Here is a 15,755-nt window from a genome sequence, read left to right as displayed (position 1 = left end):
GCAAGTGTACCATAAGCCTTTATAAAAGCCTATGTAATGGCAAAACACTTTCAGCAGTTTATGGCTGATTAGCTGTGCTGATCTATTTTCATTATTCTTTCTACTTCATGCCAATAGCCATCGGCGTGTTGTTGTACCAATGCTATCATGCCCTGCCTGATTTGCTTAATCTGATTGAAATTAACAATTGCATTGCTGCTTACGCGTACTGGTGATAGAAAGGATAAATGATCAATTACATAGAAACGATTGTGCTCCTGAAATTCAAATTCTGCCCAATTTTCAATATAACGCCCCTGCCAGCATAAAGGATGTAACGGTGCCTCAAAGTGCTGGTTGGCTGAGGGTGTGAATAGCATGCCACGGATAATACTGGCGTGCTGCAACTGGCTGAATCCAAGCATCAGATCTTTCAAAGCAGTTTCAGCAGCAGGCTGAGTACTTAATGCTAGTTGCTGCTTGATTTTGTACATTTTATCAATTAGCCGGTCTGCTTTATTCAGACCAATAAAGCTTTCTGCTTTGCCTGACTGGCAACCATAATATTTGCAGGTTAATTCCAGATGAAAAATCTGGTCATTTAGCTGCACAATGAAATCAAAAGCTCCTACTGTGCGCTGACTATCCTGAACAGGCAAATTATGAGCAATTAGGCGACTGTGTGGTGCATGTAAAAACCAGTAGTAAAGTAAACGTTCTGCATATACCCCCAGATGAGTCTGGTAAGCACCATGTTGTTTCAGAAACAGGTACAGATTATCCGGCTGCTCATCCAGTGACAGCAGAAACCGAAATCCCTCATCCCCTAATAATATCGAAACTGGCAGCTCAGCAGACGATATCCAAGGCGCTGGCGCGGTCAGCAAGCTGGCCAAATCACGTACAATCGTTTTATTCAGACGCCACCAGATTGGATCAGAAGCATAATTCATGAGATTTTCTCTTCCTATATAGACAGATTGTGCACTTGGGTGCTAATCGTGCTTTTTCTGTATTTGCTGATTTATGGTGTTATAAAAGCCACGTAAGACATCAATATCTTCTGTGTTTAGCTGGGCTCGGTCAAACATGGCCGCCATGCGTCGCATTAGCCGTTCTTCATTGCGACGGTTGAAGAATCCGGCAGTGCTCATCACCTGACGTAAATGCTCTACCATACTGCTCGTCTGCTGATGTGTAGCCAGATTTCGTTCTTGCTTTAAATGAGCCATGCTGATATCAACGTGACTGAACAGCTCATAACAGATTACCTGTACCGCTTGTGCCAGATTAAGGGAAAAATAATCCGGATTACCACTGATGGTAATCAAACGATTGCAGCTTTGTACTTCTTCGATACTCAAACCAAAAGTTTCATTACCAAATACGAGTGCTATTTTCTGCCCTGCACGCGCGGCATCAATTAGTGATGGCATAATTTCGCGTGGCGTATGCAATGGTGCAGTCAGTTCTCGGCGGCGGCTGGTTAATGCACAGGACAATGTTGTATCTGCCAGTGCTTCATTGAGTGAGGCAACGATTCGCGCATTTTCCAGTACATCACGTGCACCTGATGCAAGAGTAAAACTTTCTTCAGGCAGAACGAAAGCAGCAGGATTTGCAAGATCAAATACAGCGGGTTCTGGTGTCATTGGAGTCTGCATCAGATTCGGTGCAACCAGTGTCAGTCTGTTTAACCCCATTGTTTTCATGGCTCGTGCTGCTGAACCAATATTTGCCGGATGGCTGGTTCGGGTAAGAACAACAGTAATGTTATTAAGAAAATCGGGAAGTATGGGTTTATTCATGTTTGCAATTAAAATAGGGGTGATGCACTCAGGCAGCTGAACACAGATAGATCCTATATATTATAGCAAAATCATCCTGTGCAAACGGTAGGTCTGGTGTGCCGGTTTGGGAAAAAGCATTTTTTGCCGTATAATTGTTTTCTATCTATTCTGTTTAATTGCCGCAATATTTTTGAGATGCGGCATTTGTTCTTTAACATACGTCATTTTGTATCTGTTTTAAGCTGTTATCAGCCCTATCACGAGAATTAGCATGAATCCTATTTTAACTACTGCCTGGAAAGCAGCACGCAAGGCCGGCCAAATGATGCATCGTGCCAGCAGCAATTTAAATACTATTAAAATTGATAATAAAGCTGCTAATGATTTTGTTTCAGATGTTGATCGTGAGGCAGAACGTATTATTGTTAACACTCTTCAGGAAGTATACCCGCACCATGCCATTTTAAGTGAGGAAGCTGGTCATCTGGGTAACAACAATGCTGAGTATCAATGGATCATTGATCCACTGGATGGAACCACCAATTATTTGCATGGTCATAAACAGTATGCCATTTCAATGGCATTGCTGCACAAAGGGATTTTAACTGAAGCACTGGTTTATGCACCGGAACAAAATGATTTATATGTGGCCAGCCGCGGTCAAGGTGCACTGCTGAATGATAAACGCATTCGGGTGAGTAGCCGCATTGATTTGTTACGCAGCCTGATTGCAACGGGCTTTCCCGTTGTTGACCAGAGCATGATGGATACTTATCTGGCCATTTTAAAAGATGTGCTGGCAAAAACCGCCGGTGGCCGCCGTGAAGGGTCTGCGGCACTGGATTTATGTAATGTTGCCTGTGGCCGTGTAGATGGATATTTTGAGTTTAATCTGAAACCATGGGATATTGCGGGTGGTGCTTTGATTGTGCAGGAAGCCGGCGGTATTGTTACCGACATGCAGGGCGAGCAGACTTGGCTGGATAGTGGTGATATCGTGGCTGCTAATCCGAAAATTCTGGCACAGTTATTGCAAATAATTGCACCTCATTTAGCAATATAATATATTTTATGGTGGTTTATGCAGTTAAACTGCTACCACCAGATTTTATATCTGTCTTTAGATAGGGGTAATAGTCATGAAAAAGATTCTGTTTACCACTTTGTTAGCTTCGTATGCAGGTCTGGTACTGGCTCAGGGTATTGTAGCTAGTAATGCATGGGCGCGGTTCAGCGTACCCGGTATGTCTTCCAGTGGTGTATTTATGGATTTAGACAATCATTCTGATAAAGATGATGTGTTGCTGAGTGCATCAACTCCTGTAGCAATGTCCAGTGAAATTCATGAAACTGTTGAGGTTAATGGTGTGATGAAAATGCGCCCGCTAGCGCATGGACTGCCATTGCCTGCTGGACAGGTGACCCAGCTTCAGCCGGGCAAAATGCATATTATGTTGATGGGGTTGAAAAAACCTTTGACAAAAGGGACTACTATTCCGGTGCGGCTGACCTTTCGCCATGCCAAACCAGTTACGCTTAATGTGCCAGTAAGTATAGCCCCGGCCACTAAGACAGATGCGACTATACCAGAACATTCACATATGCATCATTAAGTTGGCCGGCTAGCTAGTTAATTGAACTGGCCGACCTAAATGCCAAATCTGAGTTTACTCAGGTAACTATATGTAAATTTTTGTTTAATCAATGCTGTATTTTCAGCATTGATTATATTTGCTGTCAGCAGTGAATATTTCTCAAATATAGTCGCATAGCAGGCAGATTACTGCTTTTTGAAAATAATTTAATTTTAACTATTTATGATTTCCTTATTGCATTCAGGCAAATTCTGGCTGAAATTGATGGTATTTAGCTGTCTGGGCGTCTTTTTGCTCTTGGCCATCGATATGGCTGTGCTACATTATTTGTTTAATGCAGAAGAAATTAATAAACGAGCTAATGCGCTCGTGGCTGAGAGTGGCCGTCAGGTTATTTTTGACCCGGATATCAGCCGTTCAATATTTCCACGCCCAACGGTAATCTTACATCAGGTACATATTCAAAATAAAGCCACCAAAACAGATGATATCAATATTGGTAATATGAAAATCGGTCTGAGCTGGCAAAGTCTGTTTGGCCGTCTGACTATTGAAAAGTTACAGCTGATGGATACAGATATCAATCTGATTCGAAATAGTCAGGGGCACTGGAATCTGATTGATTTATGGCAAAAGTCACATAAAGGCCAGCAGCTACAGATTAATCGCCTGATTCTGGATAATGCTAGTCTTCGCATCCATGATGGGCTTAATCTACAACAGATTAATCAGTTAAATTTAAGGTGGCATAATCTTGGCAGCACCAGTCTGCTTCAACTGAACGGTTTGTTAAGTGGTGAAGATATGCAAACCACGCAATGCCAACTGAGTGCCGTATACCACCCAGATGCCGTCATGCAATGGCAGGATGTTAAACTCGACGTAAAAACCAGCTTGCCTACTTTGGGTGATAGTAATGGTCAGTGGCATTTTGATGCTCGCTGGCTGCCGCAACAGCAGTTATTCCAGACATCAGCCGTACAATGGCAGTGGCACAGCCAGCGTAATCAGCTACATGTCACAGGTAACGGGCAAAACTGGCAGGTAGGATGGGCCAAGCTGTTTTTACCGCAGTTAAATGGTGTGGCCACTGCACGTATTGGCGACAATGAGATTAATGCAACATTATCTGCCAGTAATACCAGCTGGTTGCAGAATCATTGGTCTCTGCCCCAGTTTCAAATCGATAGTGGCTGGCAAAGTCATTTATATCAGACTGCGCTGACCCTGAGGGGTCAGCTATCTTGGCTGGATATGCGTCATTGGAGAATTGACAATTTTTCGATTAACAGCCATCAGGATACAGTGGATGCTTTGCCCAATTCACGTTTTATCAGTGATTTATCAGGTATCGTACAGGGTGATGATGCCGGTAATGGTCAACTTAATCTACAAGGTCAGTTTGATAATCAGCCTGTCAATATTGCGTTGAATTATCAAACTGACCGGCATTTAGGGAAAATAAGCGGCAATATTCACCTTGTGCAGTTGAATTTACGCCCTTACGTAGAAACGATTACAGGTCTGCTACCAGCCGATTGGCAACAACTCTGGCTTCGCTGGTTCAAAAACAATTCAGTTAATACACAACTGACTATCGACTCCATCCTCACTCCTACTGTGCAACTGGATCAGTTTAAAACCCAACTAGCCTTGGATGCGCGCACTTTCACACTGGAACCAATCAGCCTGCAAATGTATGGTGGTAGCAGTAATGGTATGTTGCAGGTAACTAATACCAATCCATTAACCTGGAAAGTACAACAACATACAAACCGTGTGCAAATTAAGTCTTTTCTACAGGATACATTTGGTTTGCATAATCTGGATGGCATGGGTGATGCAGATATTGATTTTCATGGTATTGGCATGAGCCGCCAGCAATGGCTGTCCAGCCTGAGCGGACAGGCACACATCCAGATTCATCAGGGTGTCTGGAATGGTATTGATATCAATAATATTCTGCAAAACAGCGATAACCAGACCACAGTGGCCTATAATGAAACCAGTCAAACACCGTTTCGGTTTATCAGGCTGGCTATTCCATTTAATAATGGATACACAAAAAACAGTCGTATCGAATTGCATGCCGATAATTTTGATATTAAAGGTACGGGCAGTGTTAAGTGGCTGCAACAGCAGATGGATTACAACGTGCTGATTGCTACCCGACGGGCAAAGCAGCAAAATCTGTTGCCATTACGTATCAATGGCTCATTTACCCGACCAGCGTTCACCATTGACTATCAGCGCTTAACTGCTGGCTTGCATACATCGCAGCAAAAGCAGGATAGTTTGCGGCAAACATTACAGCAGCAATGGTTATGGCTGAATCAGGGAAGCAGTGCATCATCTGAAAACCATGAACCAGCGCACCTGCCATGAGTATTTACGTTTTTCATGGATGGCCACAGCCAGATGAGTTAGCCCAGCAGCTAGGCAATGATGAGCAAGTAGAGATAGTGATTGTTGCCGAAAAGTGGCCGGAATCTTTGCTTGCAAAATCATCAGCCGGCCAGACTATTGTGCAGCAATGGCTTGAAGCAAAAATATTCTGGCAGCAGCAACCCGTTTTCAGCTATCCCTTTCGTGATGCTGGTAAATTTACGCTCATCCAACCGCAGGTATACGAGCAATGGGGGCAGTTTAATCCCGGTATGGCCTACACCACACCGGTATATTCTAAATTCATTTACAAACCCTGGCTTACCTTGCCGCCACCGCTACCGGTTAAATCTATAGTGGTTATTGGTGCTGGTATCGCCGGAGCAGCCACCGCTTTTGCGCTGGCGAAACGCGGTATAGCAGTAACAGTAATTGAGCAGCACGCAATTGCCAGTGCCGCATCAGGTAATCACCTTGGCCTGTTGTATGCAAAAATTTCAGCACATGCCACAGTGCAAACGGAATTATTACTGGCCAGCTATGGCTACAGCCGTGCACTTCTCAAGAACTGCCTGCCTGTCGGGCAAGGCTGGCTGGATTGTGGTGTTATCCATCTGGATTACAACGCCACCGAAGAGAAGCGTAACACTTCGCTGGCTCAACAAAACCCTCAGAGCGCACTCTTTCAGACCGTTACCAAAGCAGAGGCAGGCCAGATTGCTGGTATGGATGTGCCATATAGTGGCCTATGGTGGCCGTATGGTGCTGCGATTAACCCATTTAGCTTGATTCAGGTTTTACTCAGGCATCCGCTGATACAGGTGTTAACGGCTACTAAAGTAAATACGATTTCCCGCCAGAATGATTTATGGCAGGTTGCCTGTCAGAACCAGCAAAAATCGTTTTATCTTGATGCATCTCATATTGTGATTTGTGCCGGCGCTGAGAGTAATTCCCTGTATCCTGTTGCAGGCTGGCCACTGCACAAGATACGCGGGCAGACAACCACTGCCAGCATGCACTCAAAAGCAACTCATCTAAAGTGTGCGCTGAGTGGCAATAGCTATATCACACCAGCATGGCAAGATAAACTTTGCTTTGGTGCTACATTCCATCCTAACCAAACTGATGATAGTTTGTCTGCCGAGGATGAAAATCTAAACTGGCAACAATTACGCCAATGGCTGCCACATCTGGCCGCAGATTTATGTCCAAACGCCAGCCCCCAAGGACATGCTGCAATACGCTGTGATGCTTACGACCATTTACCAGTGGTAGGGCCTGTTGGTGATACTTCTGCCATGCTGGTGCAGTATGCGCAATTACGTCTGGACAAAAACTACCCGCTTACTCAACCCTGCCCGTGGCAACCGGGTATATTTATCAATACAGCTCATGGCAGCCGCGGTCTGGTGACCGCACCACTATGTGCAGAAGCCATAGCCGCCACTATGCTTGGCCTGCCATCACCATTATCAGTTCGGCTGCAACAGGCACTCCACCCTAACCGTCTGCCCATTAGATCGCTAACACACCACCAGTCATTCCAGTTGTCGATTTAAACATAATAACATTTTGCACAGCCGTAATGTTATAGGGTATCATTATTGTAATGTTATATAGTAACATTTATTATCAGGCTGAATCGGTAAAGGCATAATATGTTTTCTCTTTTGCTGTGTGGAGTGGGTAAACGCTTATCTTGGGTGGGCGTGATTCTGGCATTGCTGTGGTTGATGTATGCGTGGGCAGTGTGCGCATCATGAGTATTCAGGTTGACAATGTTACCGTGAGCTATCGACAACGACCGGCTATCCATCATATCAGTATCGATTTTAATTCTAATGAAATGTGGGCAATATTCGGCCCCAATGGTGCGGGTAAATCGACACTGCTGAAAGCCATCATGCATCTTGTTCGCCTTGATAGCGGCCAGATTCGCTGGCCACAATTGCAACGGTCTGATATTGCCTATTTGCCACAACAATCCGACATTGATCGCAGCCAGCCAATGAGTGTATTTGAGCTGGTAGCAATGGGTTTGTGGTATGAAACCGGTTTTTTTTCCGCAGTCTCCGCAAGCATGCATCAACGTATTCTTGATGTATTAAATCAGGTAGGCATGTTGCAATATAAGGAACGCAGCATTGCCCAGTTATCCAATGGCCAGTTTCAACGTGTATTACTGGCACGCATGCTGATTCAGAATGCCAAAGTACTGTTGCTGGATGAGCCATTTAATGCCGTAGATGCCGCCACTACTTTTGCCTTGCTGGATATTCTCAGAGCACACCAGCAACAACACCAGTGTACCGTGATTACTGTTTTACACGATTACGAACAGGTACAAGCCTATTTTCCCAATACCCTACTGATTGCGCGTGAAAAAATTGCCGCAGGAAAAACTGACAGTGTATTAACGGATCAATATCTGCAACAGGCTACAGAAGCCATGCAGCAATATGAACAAAACCAGTGGTGTGACAGGTAAATCAATGAATATTGTCAATTTTCTTCTAGAGCCCTTTGCTGATTACGATTTCATGCGTTTTGCCCTGTGTTCGATTGTATTTCTGGCTCTGGGAACTGCACCCGTAGGTGTTTTCCTGATGATGCGTCGCATGAGTCTGGTCGGTGATGCACTGGGACATGCCATTTTACCGGGTGCCGCGGTAGGCTATATGCTCGCAGGTTTGAGTCTGCCTGCAATGAGTATAGGCGGCTTTATAGCCGGCCTGCTGATGGCTTTGCTAGCAGGGCTGGCCAGCCGCTTTGCCAATGTGCGCGAGGATGCCAGTTTTGCCGCCTTTTTTCTCACCTGTCTGGCGCTTGGGGTAGTTTTGGTGAGTAGAGGTGGTAATAGCGTAGATTTACTTAATTTATTGTTTGGATCCATACTTTCAGTAGACCGTGCGGCATTAACATTGGTCGCTGTTGTCAGCAGTATAACCATGCTGGTACTGGCCGTTATCTATAGGCCACTGATGCTTGAAAGTATCGACCCTTTGTTTTTACGCTCTGTAAATGGCAAAGGTACACTGTGGCATATTATATTCTTGATACTTGTCGTATTGAATCTGGTATCGGGTTTTCAGGCTTTAGGCACACTGATGTCGGTAGGATTAATGATGTTACCCGCCATCAGTGCGCGTTTATGGCATAAAACCATGGGCGGCATCATGACCATAGCTGCCGCTATTGCAGTGGTGTGCGGTTATGTAGGCCTGTTATTGTCTTACTATATTGATTTGCCTTCTGGCCCCGCCATTATTCTGTGCTGTGGCTTTGTCTATATTTTGTCATTATTTATTGGCAGCGAGAGCGGTATTTTATGGCGTTTATACAGACGCCAGCGCCATCATATTGCCTGAAAAAAACAGATTACTGATTCATAAACCTATTTTAGGAGATGTGCTAATGAAACGTGGCTTTTTTATCTGCCTGTTAACCTTATGTCTGACGGGCCTTGCCCGCATGATTTATGCCGCACCTATACCCGTCATTACCAGCTTTAGTATTCTGGGTGATGTTACTCAGCAAATTGGTGGCGAACGTGTTCAGGTACACAGCTTGATTGGTACCGATCAGGATGCACACATGTATCAGTTGGTAAGCAAGGATTTGCGTGCAATGCGTACGGCCAAACTGATTTTACTGAATGGTTTGGGACTGGAACCTTTGTCTTTACAACGTGCCGCCCAGCAAAGCCGTGTTTCCCTGTTTGTCGTTACTCAGGGTATTCAGCCTTTGATGATGGCTGATGATGGACACGATCATCACCAGCACACCGACCCACATGTCTGGAATGATCCTGTTTTAATGCAGACGTATGCGCGTAATATCGCCAATGCCCTGATTAGTGTAGACCCACAAGGTAAAGCCTACTATCAGCAGCGGCTAGCAGCCTACCAACAACAACTTGCAGGATTAAACACCTGGGCCAGCAAAATGTTTAATGCCGTCCCGCCAGAAAAACGCAAAGTACTGACCGGGCACGATGCTTTTGCCTATATGGCAAAGCGCTACCAGATTCAATTTATCGCTCCACAAGGTGTAAGCACAGAAGCAGAACCGTCTGCGCGACAAGTAGCAGCAATCATCAATCAGATTCGCCGCAACCATATTAAAGCCATTTTTATTGAAAATATTAAAAATCCAAAAATGGTACAGCGAATTGCCAGTGAAACCCAAACCAAAATTAGCGGCCACCTGTATTCTGATGCACTGAGTAAAGGCGCACCTGCTGCAACTTATATTGATATGTTCCGTTATAATGTCAATGCTTTAAGTGCTGCCATGAAATAAGCGGGCAAATAAACGCATAGCTCAATCCACTTACATGCTTGGTTCATGCGTTTGCTTTTAATTTTGCAGAGCCTGCCGCCAGTTATGTATATTAGACTGGCGGTTTTGCTCAAAATTTTCCAGCATTTCCAATTCAAAGCGCGAAAAACCGGCCTGTTCACGTGCATCAATATTCACATAGCCACGAAAAATAAATAAATCATAGCGGCTGAGTAAGCGCCGGAATAAAGCCAATGGTTCCAAACCACGCAGCGTGCATAGATACTGATACCAGTAATTCCCCACCTGCACATGCCCCACCTCATCGCGATAGATAATATCTAACACGGCACAAGTGGCATCATCACCCTTTTGCGCTATCTTAGCACGCATTCCCGGAGTAACATCCAGTCCACGCGCTTCCAGCACTCTAGGTACAAGAGCCATACGCAGCAGTGGGTCGAATGCAGTTTTATAGGCCATGTCCCACAAATGATTATTCGCGGAAAAATCACCATAATCATAGCCTGAGGCCTGTAAACGCTGCCGCATAAGCTGGAAATGATGTGCTTCTTCGGCAGCAATCCGCACCCAATCACGCGTAAATTCTTCTGGTAACAGCCGAAAACGATAGGCAGCATCAAGCGCCAAGTTGATTGCATTAAATTCAATGTGACAAACTGCATGCAATAAGGCTGCATAACCCTCTGCTGTCGTAAACTTGCGGCTTTTGACTTTGGCTGGCGGTACCAGCTTTGGCCGCACCGGATGACCAGCCAAACGAAAATCTTTAATTACAGCAGTTTCATCCCGTTGCAACGCATTGGCTGGTGTTTGTAAACATAACTGTTGTGCCGCATTGCTCAGGGCACATTTTTCATCTGGCAGACAACTTAATAAGGCAGATTCCAGCAAGGCAGCAATAGACATTTTCAAAAACAGGCATAAAGTAAATTACAGTTCAGTATACATGCCCTGCACGAGCAAAATAAACCATCATTTAGATAGATTTTACCTTGCATATAGTGGAAATCACCTAATCGTTTTACAATATAAAATCTTGAACATGAAAAGGATAAATATATGAATTATTCACGCACACTTAAAGGTACCCTACTTGCGCTGGCCTTGTCAGCCACATTTCCTGCTATGGCAGATGACAATTGGCAAACCTGTAAAGAAAAGCAGCAACAGATTGAGAAGCAATTACAATATGCTCGTGCCAATAATAATCAGAAACAAATTAATCGTCTTAATACCCAGAAAGCCAATATTCTCCAAAACTGTAGCAACGAAAACTTACGGCAGAAATATACCCAGAAACTCGATAAATTAACCAATAAAATTAATGAAACCCAGCGCAAACTGGACAAAGCTCATGCCAAAGGCGATAGTAACAAAATTACTGACTTGCAAAATAAACTGAATGAGAATAAGGCAAATCTTCAACAGGCAAAACAGAACTTTGCCCGTTTCGAGCAAGCAGCCAAGCAGTAAATGGATCAATCCATACTAATGGAAAAATTGATAGGATTACGATTTTTTCCGTTAGAATTCTATTGCATGATTACTTTACTTAGATGGTACCTATGCCAATATTGTCTTAATCTTTAAATATAATTTAAAAGTTAACATTATTAATTTGTAATTTTATTTTGCCCACTGAGGCAAGCGGTTACTTGCCTGATATGCATAAAACTTCATTGAAAATAGCCACTTGATCCATCAAAATGGTTTTGCTTGTTTACAGCACTATTGTGCCGAAGTAGTCAAACAGGCAATTTCTGTTTCAACTTTAGCCGCGAACAGCTAAAATATTCATTAATAGTTTAGCAAAGGAGTGATTAATGCGAATTTTGAGCAAAGCTGTGCTTAGTGGCATTATGGCTATAAGCAGTGTACTGGTTAGTGCAGGTGGTTTAGACACCCTGCAAAAATTTAATTCAGATACAGATGGTATTTCTGGCCAGTTCACCCAGACAGTTCACAGCAAAAAACGCACGCAAACAACATCTGGCACATTTGCCATTCAACGCCCGGGGCTTTTTCGCTGGGAATACACGCAGCCTTTTAAACAGACAATTGTCGGCGACGGTAAAACTGTCTGGTTATATGATCAGGATTTGGCTCAGGTAACCAAACAAGAGCAAAACCAGACAATTGGTGATTCACCAGCAGCCATTCTTTCCAATAAATCAGCACTGAATGCCAATTATTCCCTGTCAGATGATGGCAGTAGCGATGGTGTCGATTATGTGCGAGCCATACCGAAACGCAGTAATACCGGTTATCAGAATATTCGTATCGGTTTTCGTGGCGATAATCTGGCCAACATGCAGCTAAAAGACAGTTTTGGTAATCAAACCACCATCACATTCAGCAAAATCAATATCCATCCGCAATTTAACCGCAGTCAGTTTAAATTTACACCACCCAAAGGTGTCGATGTACTGACCCAGTAGCAAGCACAATTAAACAAACAGGCAGGTGTTACCTGCCTGTTTTATTTCACTATCAGCAACGGTATACATATGAACGCCCATTGTGGGTGCTGCGACACCAGCGTGGCCTGAACATCATCCAGTTCATATCATCATCCCATCTGCGCTGCATTGCCCAGTCTCGCGCCTGTTGTAACCTGATCTGACTCACATAATTGTCCCAAGCCAGTTTGTAACAACTCCGAAAAATCGGCAGATTAACCTTTTGCCGATATTCTTCCGCTATTTTCGCATTGGCCGGATCAGAAAAAAATGCCGGATTTTGCATTTGTGCCTGCATCAATTCGGCAGTACGTGCATCACATTGTGCCGCCAAATCCAGCTTCAGCTTCTGTTCAGCAGCTTTTTCCGCTGCCGCCCAGGCAGCTTTTTGTTCCGGTGTAGCACAAGCAGCCAGCACTAAGCCCATCAAGCCCAAAGTGAAAATTCTACACCAATGCATATTAATTCCTTCTATCCAGCCAGTTAACGCATATTTATCATTATACGCCAGTATATTATGTCGTTCAGAAGCTATTTTGGCATAGTCTCTAACCTCGGCTTGCGCTGCCAGTAAGGCCGGTAACTGTGTAATAGCTGCCAGCGCACCGGCCGTGCCGATAAAATAGTTTGCATGCCTCCCATCCGGTCTGTGCGCAATAAGGTAATACCCTCCTGTGCCAGTAACTGCTGTACCTGAACATGCGGGTGGCCATATGGATTGGCAAAGCCGGCACTGGCAACAGCATATTGTGGTGCCACTGTACGGATAAAATTCACATCACTGGAGTGACGGCTGCCATGATGGCCTAAAATTAAAATCTGGCTGAATAAATTATCGTTATAAGCAGCCAGTAAAGCACGCTCGCCCTTTTTGCCCAAATCACCAGTAATCAGGATGGCTTTATCGGCACTTACAACGCGTAACACGCAGCTATATTCATTTTTTCCGCTTTTGGCCGCCACTGGCTGATTAAGAAACTCAAACCATACCCCATCCCATTGCCAGTTCAAGCCGCCTCTACATGCTTGCACTGGAAAGGAATATGCTTGTGGTTGTCCGGCAATAATACTTTGTGGTTGCAGATGCTGCTTAATCAGCGTTGCACCGCCATCATGGTCGCTATCATTATGCGACAGAACCAGCGTATCCAGCCGTTTAATACCAGCAGCACGTAAATTGGGCAACAAGGCAGATTGCGCCGCATAAGCAGTACCAGTATCAAACAATAATTCATGTTTCGCCGTACTGATACTTACGGCCAAACCCTGCCCAACATCCCATACCCTGATAACCGCTTCACCCAGTGCTGGACGCGGTGGCCGATAGCCAAGCAATAAAAGTAAAATTAACAGACATAATGGACGTAAATACCAGCCGCGTGGCAGCAGTGACAGCAAAACGGCAATAAGCGCCAGCAGCCATAACGCCAAAGGAGCATGCGCCGGATAATATTCAGGTGCATAGCCAGCTACCCAGTGTAGCAGGCGCATAGTTTGTTCGCTCAGATACGCGGCAAGAGTACGCAATATATCAATTGGTACAATCAATGACAGTAAGGCCAACGGCACCAGTACCAGCGTGAACCAAGGAATAGCCAGAGCATTGACCAGCGGCGATATAAGCGGTACCGAACCAAAACAAAAAGCCACCAGTACAACCGAAGCCAGCCCTGCTGCCCATTGCGCCAGTACTAACTGACGCCATTTAGCACCATGGCCATAGCCCTCACCAGCCCACATTAACACAGCAACCAGCAGAAAAGACAGCCAGAATCCAACGCTTAATACAGCCAAAGGGTCAAACAACAACACAATCGCCATCGTTAACCACCATACCTGAAAGGCTCGTAAATACCCGCGTCGCCAAGTTAAAGCCAGAATAATAATCATCAGCATACTGCGCTGGGTGGGCACAGCAAAACCGGCCAGTGCACTATAAACAATGGCTGTCAGCACAGCCGTGCAGCGAGTGTATATCCATGGCTGGTGAATGCGTATGGGTAAATACTGTAAACATTTACCACATAACCATGCAGCCAGCATGGCCAGCATACCTACATGCAGGCCGGAAATGCTAACCAGATGATTCAATCCAAGTGGACGAAATATTTGCCAGGCTTCGGCTGGCAAAGCAGACTGCTCACCGACAGCAAGTGCTTTTAACAAGGCTACACCCTGCGGGTAAGTGTGAGCCTGTGCCTGCCAGCGCGCACTACACCACAGACGCCAGCGTGCAAGCCATTCCTGCCAGCCAACTGAGGCGGGTAACGCTTTACGCTGCCCTTTGACAACAGTTGCCATCGCACCAATATGATTGGCCAGTGCCCAAGCTTCCTGATTGAAACCAACCTTATTGCTTTCGCCGATAATCGCACGTACTTTTGCCCTTACCAGCCATCTGCTGCCCGGCGGCCATTGCTGTTTTGTGTAATCCGTTAATAGCCATTGCTGCTGTTGCCCGTTGGGTAAACTTACCTGAGCTACAAAGCGGCTGCGCTGCTTATCCTGCTGGGGAATATCCGTGACTTTAATCACGACATTGTGTAACTGTGCTTTATCAGTTAATGGCCATTGCTGTTGCAATATCATATCAGTACGCCATAATGCAAATATCACGCCAGCGCAAATCGCACAGCCATAACGACACCATAGCCAGCCCGGCCACACAGTCAACACAGCCAGAATAAACAAAGCACTTAGCCATGGCAAAATTACAGACTGAGGTAATAAGTAAGAGCCACAAACACCCACAACCCACCATGGCAACCAGGCACAGGCAAAACGGATTTTCGCCATATAAACAGCTACAACTCCCCAAAAGATATAATTAATTTTATATTTATACTATGTACATTATACCAAACAAATTAACATAAAATGTCTTTGTAATTTATTCATCGTTTAATCGGTGTAATTCTAAATTAACCTCAGAAAACTTATTAGCTCAATCTTAAAGCCATTCAAGTATTAAATACTGACTACAGCATCATCTTTAAATCAAATAATAAAATAACATATCAACTTTCATCTGCTTATTTAAATAAAAACAAACAGTTTGAAAGAAGTAAATCATATAACAGCTTATACAAAACAGCGGACATCAACACTGAGATTTGACCATAAACAATTACACACTTGCATCAGATGAATCACAGGTTTGGCCAGATAACGCCAGCTTATATTTCCAAAACGACCTGCCTAAAATTAAATTTAATTAACATCAGTAATAGCCACTGTGA

14 protein-coding genes are annotated in these 15,755 nt (G+C 44.5%); 9 read left to right on the top strand and 5 right to left on the bottom strand.

Going from position 1 to position 15,755, the window contains the following annotated elements; all coding sequences use genetic code 11:
• Positions 1-68: 68 nt before the first annotated feature.
• Together MJ764_RS01280 and MJ764_RS01275 are read right to left on the bottom strand one after the other, a co-directional pair.
• Complete coding sequence (locus MJ764_RS01280; RefSeq protein WP_239323923.1) at positions 69-932, bottom strand: DUF1853 family protein; 864 nt, start codon at positions 930-932, stop codon at positions 69-71.
• A 42-nt stretch (positions 933-974) separates the two neighbouring features.
• Positions 975-1,787 carry an RNA methyltransferase gene (locus tag MJ764_RS01275; protein ID WP_239323921.1) on the bottom strand — a complete coding sequence of 271 codons (813 nt, stop codon included), beginning with the start codon at positions 1,785-1,787 and terminating at the stop codon, positions 975-977.
• 253 nt (positions 1,788-2,040) lie between these two features.
• On the opposite strand from MJ764_RS01275, the gene MJ764_RS01270 reads away from it, so the two are divergent.
• The 7 genes from MJ764_RS01270 to MJ764_RS01240 all read left to right on the top strand — a co-directional run bounded on the left by MJ764_RS01270 (position 2,041) and on the right by MJ764_RS01240 (position 10,054).
• Positions 2,041-2,832: an inositol monophosphatase family protein gene (locus MJ764_RS01270; RefSeq protein ID WP_239323920.1), complete on the top strand. Its 792-nt coding sequence runs from the start codon at positions 2,041-2,043 to the stop codon at positions 2,830-2,832.
• Between the two features lie 76 nt (positions 2,833-2,908).
• A complete protein-coding gene (locus MJ764_RS01265; RefSeq protein WP_239323919.1) occupies positions 2,909-3,382 on the top strand; it encodes a copper chaperone PCu(A)C in 474 nt (157 codons plus the stop codon).
• 246 nt (positions 3,383-3,628) lie between these two features.
• Positions 3,629-5,749 carry an AsmA family protein gene (locus MJ764_RS01260; protein WP_239323918.1) on the top strand — a complete coding sequence of 707 codons (2,121 nt, stop codon included), beginning with the start codon at positions 3,629-3,631 and terminating at the stop codon, positions 5,747-5,749.
• Entirely contained in the window at positions 5,746-7,311 is a 1,566-nt protein-coding gene (mnmC1, locus tag MJ764_RS01255; protein ID WP_239323917.1) for an FAD-dependent 5-carboxymethylaminomethyl-2-thiouridine(34) oxidoreductase MnmC1, read from the top strand. The genes MJ764_RS01260 and mnmC1 overlap by 4 nt, the downstream gene beginning before the upstream one ends.
• 200 nt (positions 7,312-7,511) lie before the next feature.
• Entirely contained in the window at positions 7,512-8,240 is a 729-nt protein-coding gene (locus MJ764_RS01250; protein WP_239324080.1) for a metal ABC transporter ATP-binding protein, read from the top strand.
• A gap of 4 nt (positions 8,241-8,244) precedes the next feature.
• On the top strand, positions 8,245-9,120 hold the full coding sequence (locus MJ764_RS01245) for a metal ABC transporter permease (protein WP_239324079.1): 876 nt from the start codon (positions 8,245-8,247) through the stop codon (positions 9,118-9,120).
• A 46-nt stretch (positions 9,121-9,166) separates the two neighbouring features.
• Positions 9,167-10,054 carry a metal ABC transporter substrate-binding protein gene (locus MJ764_RS01240; RefSeq protein WP_420853908.1) on the top strand — a complete coding sequence of 296 codons (888 nt, stop codon included), beginning with the start codon at positions 9,167-9,169 and terminating at the stop codon, positions 10,052-10,054.
• Positions 10,055-10,111: 57 nt separating this feature from the next.
• On the opposite strand, the gene MJ764_RS01235 is transcribed toward MJ764_RS01240, so the two are convergent.
• On the bottom strand, positions 10,112-10,963 hold the full coding sequence (locus MJ764_RS01235; RefSeq protein WP_420853907.1) for a ferritin-like domain-containing protein: 852 nt from the start codon (positions 10,961-10,963) through the stop codon (positions 10,112-10,114).
• A gap of 153 nt (positions 10,964-11,116) precedes the next feature.
• Between MJ764_RS01235 and MJ764_RS01230 the strand changes: the two genes are divergently transcribed.
• Both MJ764_RS01230 and lolA read left to right on the top strand, forming a co-directional pair.
• On the top strand, positions 11,117-11,530 hold the full coding sequence (locus MJ764_RS01230; RefSeq protein WP_239323915.1) for a DUF1090 domain-containing protein: 414 nt from the start codon (positions 11,117-11,119) through the stop codon (positions 11,528-11,530).
• A gap of 350 nt (positions 11,531-11,880) precedes the next feature.
• Complete coding sequence (gene lolA, locus MJ764_RS01225) at positions 11,881-12,495, top strand: outer membrane lipoprotein periplasmic chaperone LolA (RefSeq protein ID WP_275415212.1); 615 nt, start codon at positions 11,881-11,883, stop codon at positions 12,493-12,495.
• 52 nt (positions 12,496-12,547) lie between these two features.
• Here the strand turns inward: lolA and MJ764_RS01220 are convergent, their stop codons facing one another.
• Together MJ764_RS01220 and MJ764_RS01215 are read right to left on the bottom strand one after the other, a co-directional pair.
• Positions 12,548-12,976, bottom strand: coding sequence for a hypothetical protein (locus MJ764_RS01220; RefSeq protein ID WP_239323914.1), 429 nt, complete (start codon positions 12,974-12,976; stop codon positions 12,548-12,550).
• 71 nt (positions 12,977-13,047) lie between these two features.
• Positions 13,048-15,312 (bottom strand): DNA internalization-related competence protein ComEC/Rec2, encoded by a 2,265-nt coding sequence (locus tag MJ764_RS01215; protein ID WP_239323913.1) that lies wholly within the window; start codon positions 15,310-15,312, stop codon positions 13,048-13,050.
• Positions 15,313-15,755 lie beyond the last annotated feature (443 nt).

Origin of the sequence: Snodgrassella gandavensis (assembly GCF_914768025.1) — a bacterium.
In the GTDB taxonomy this organism is placed as follows: domain Bacteria; phylum Pseudomonadota; class Gammaproteobacteria; order Burkholderiales; family Neisseriaceae; genus Snodgrassella; species Snodgrassella gandavensis.
This window is presented reverse-complemented; position numbering and strand designations above follow the sequence as displayed.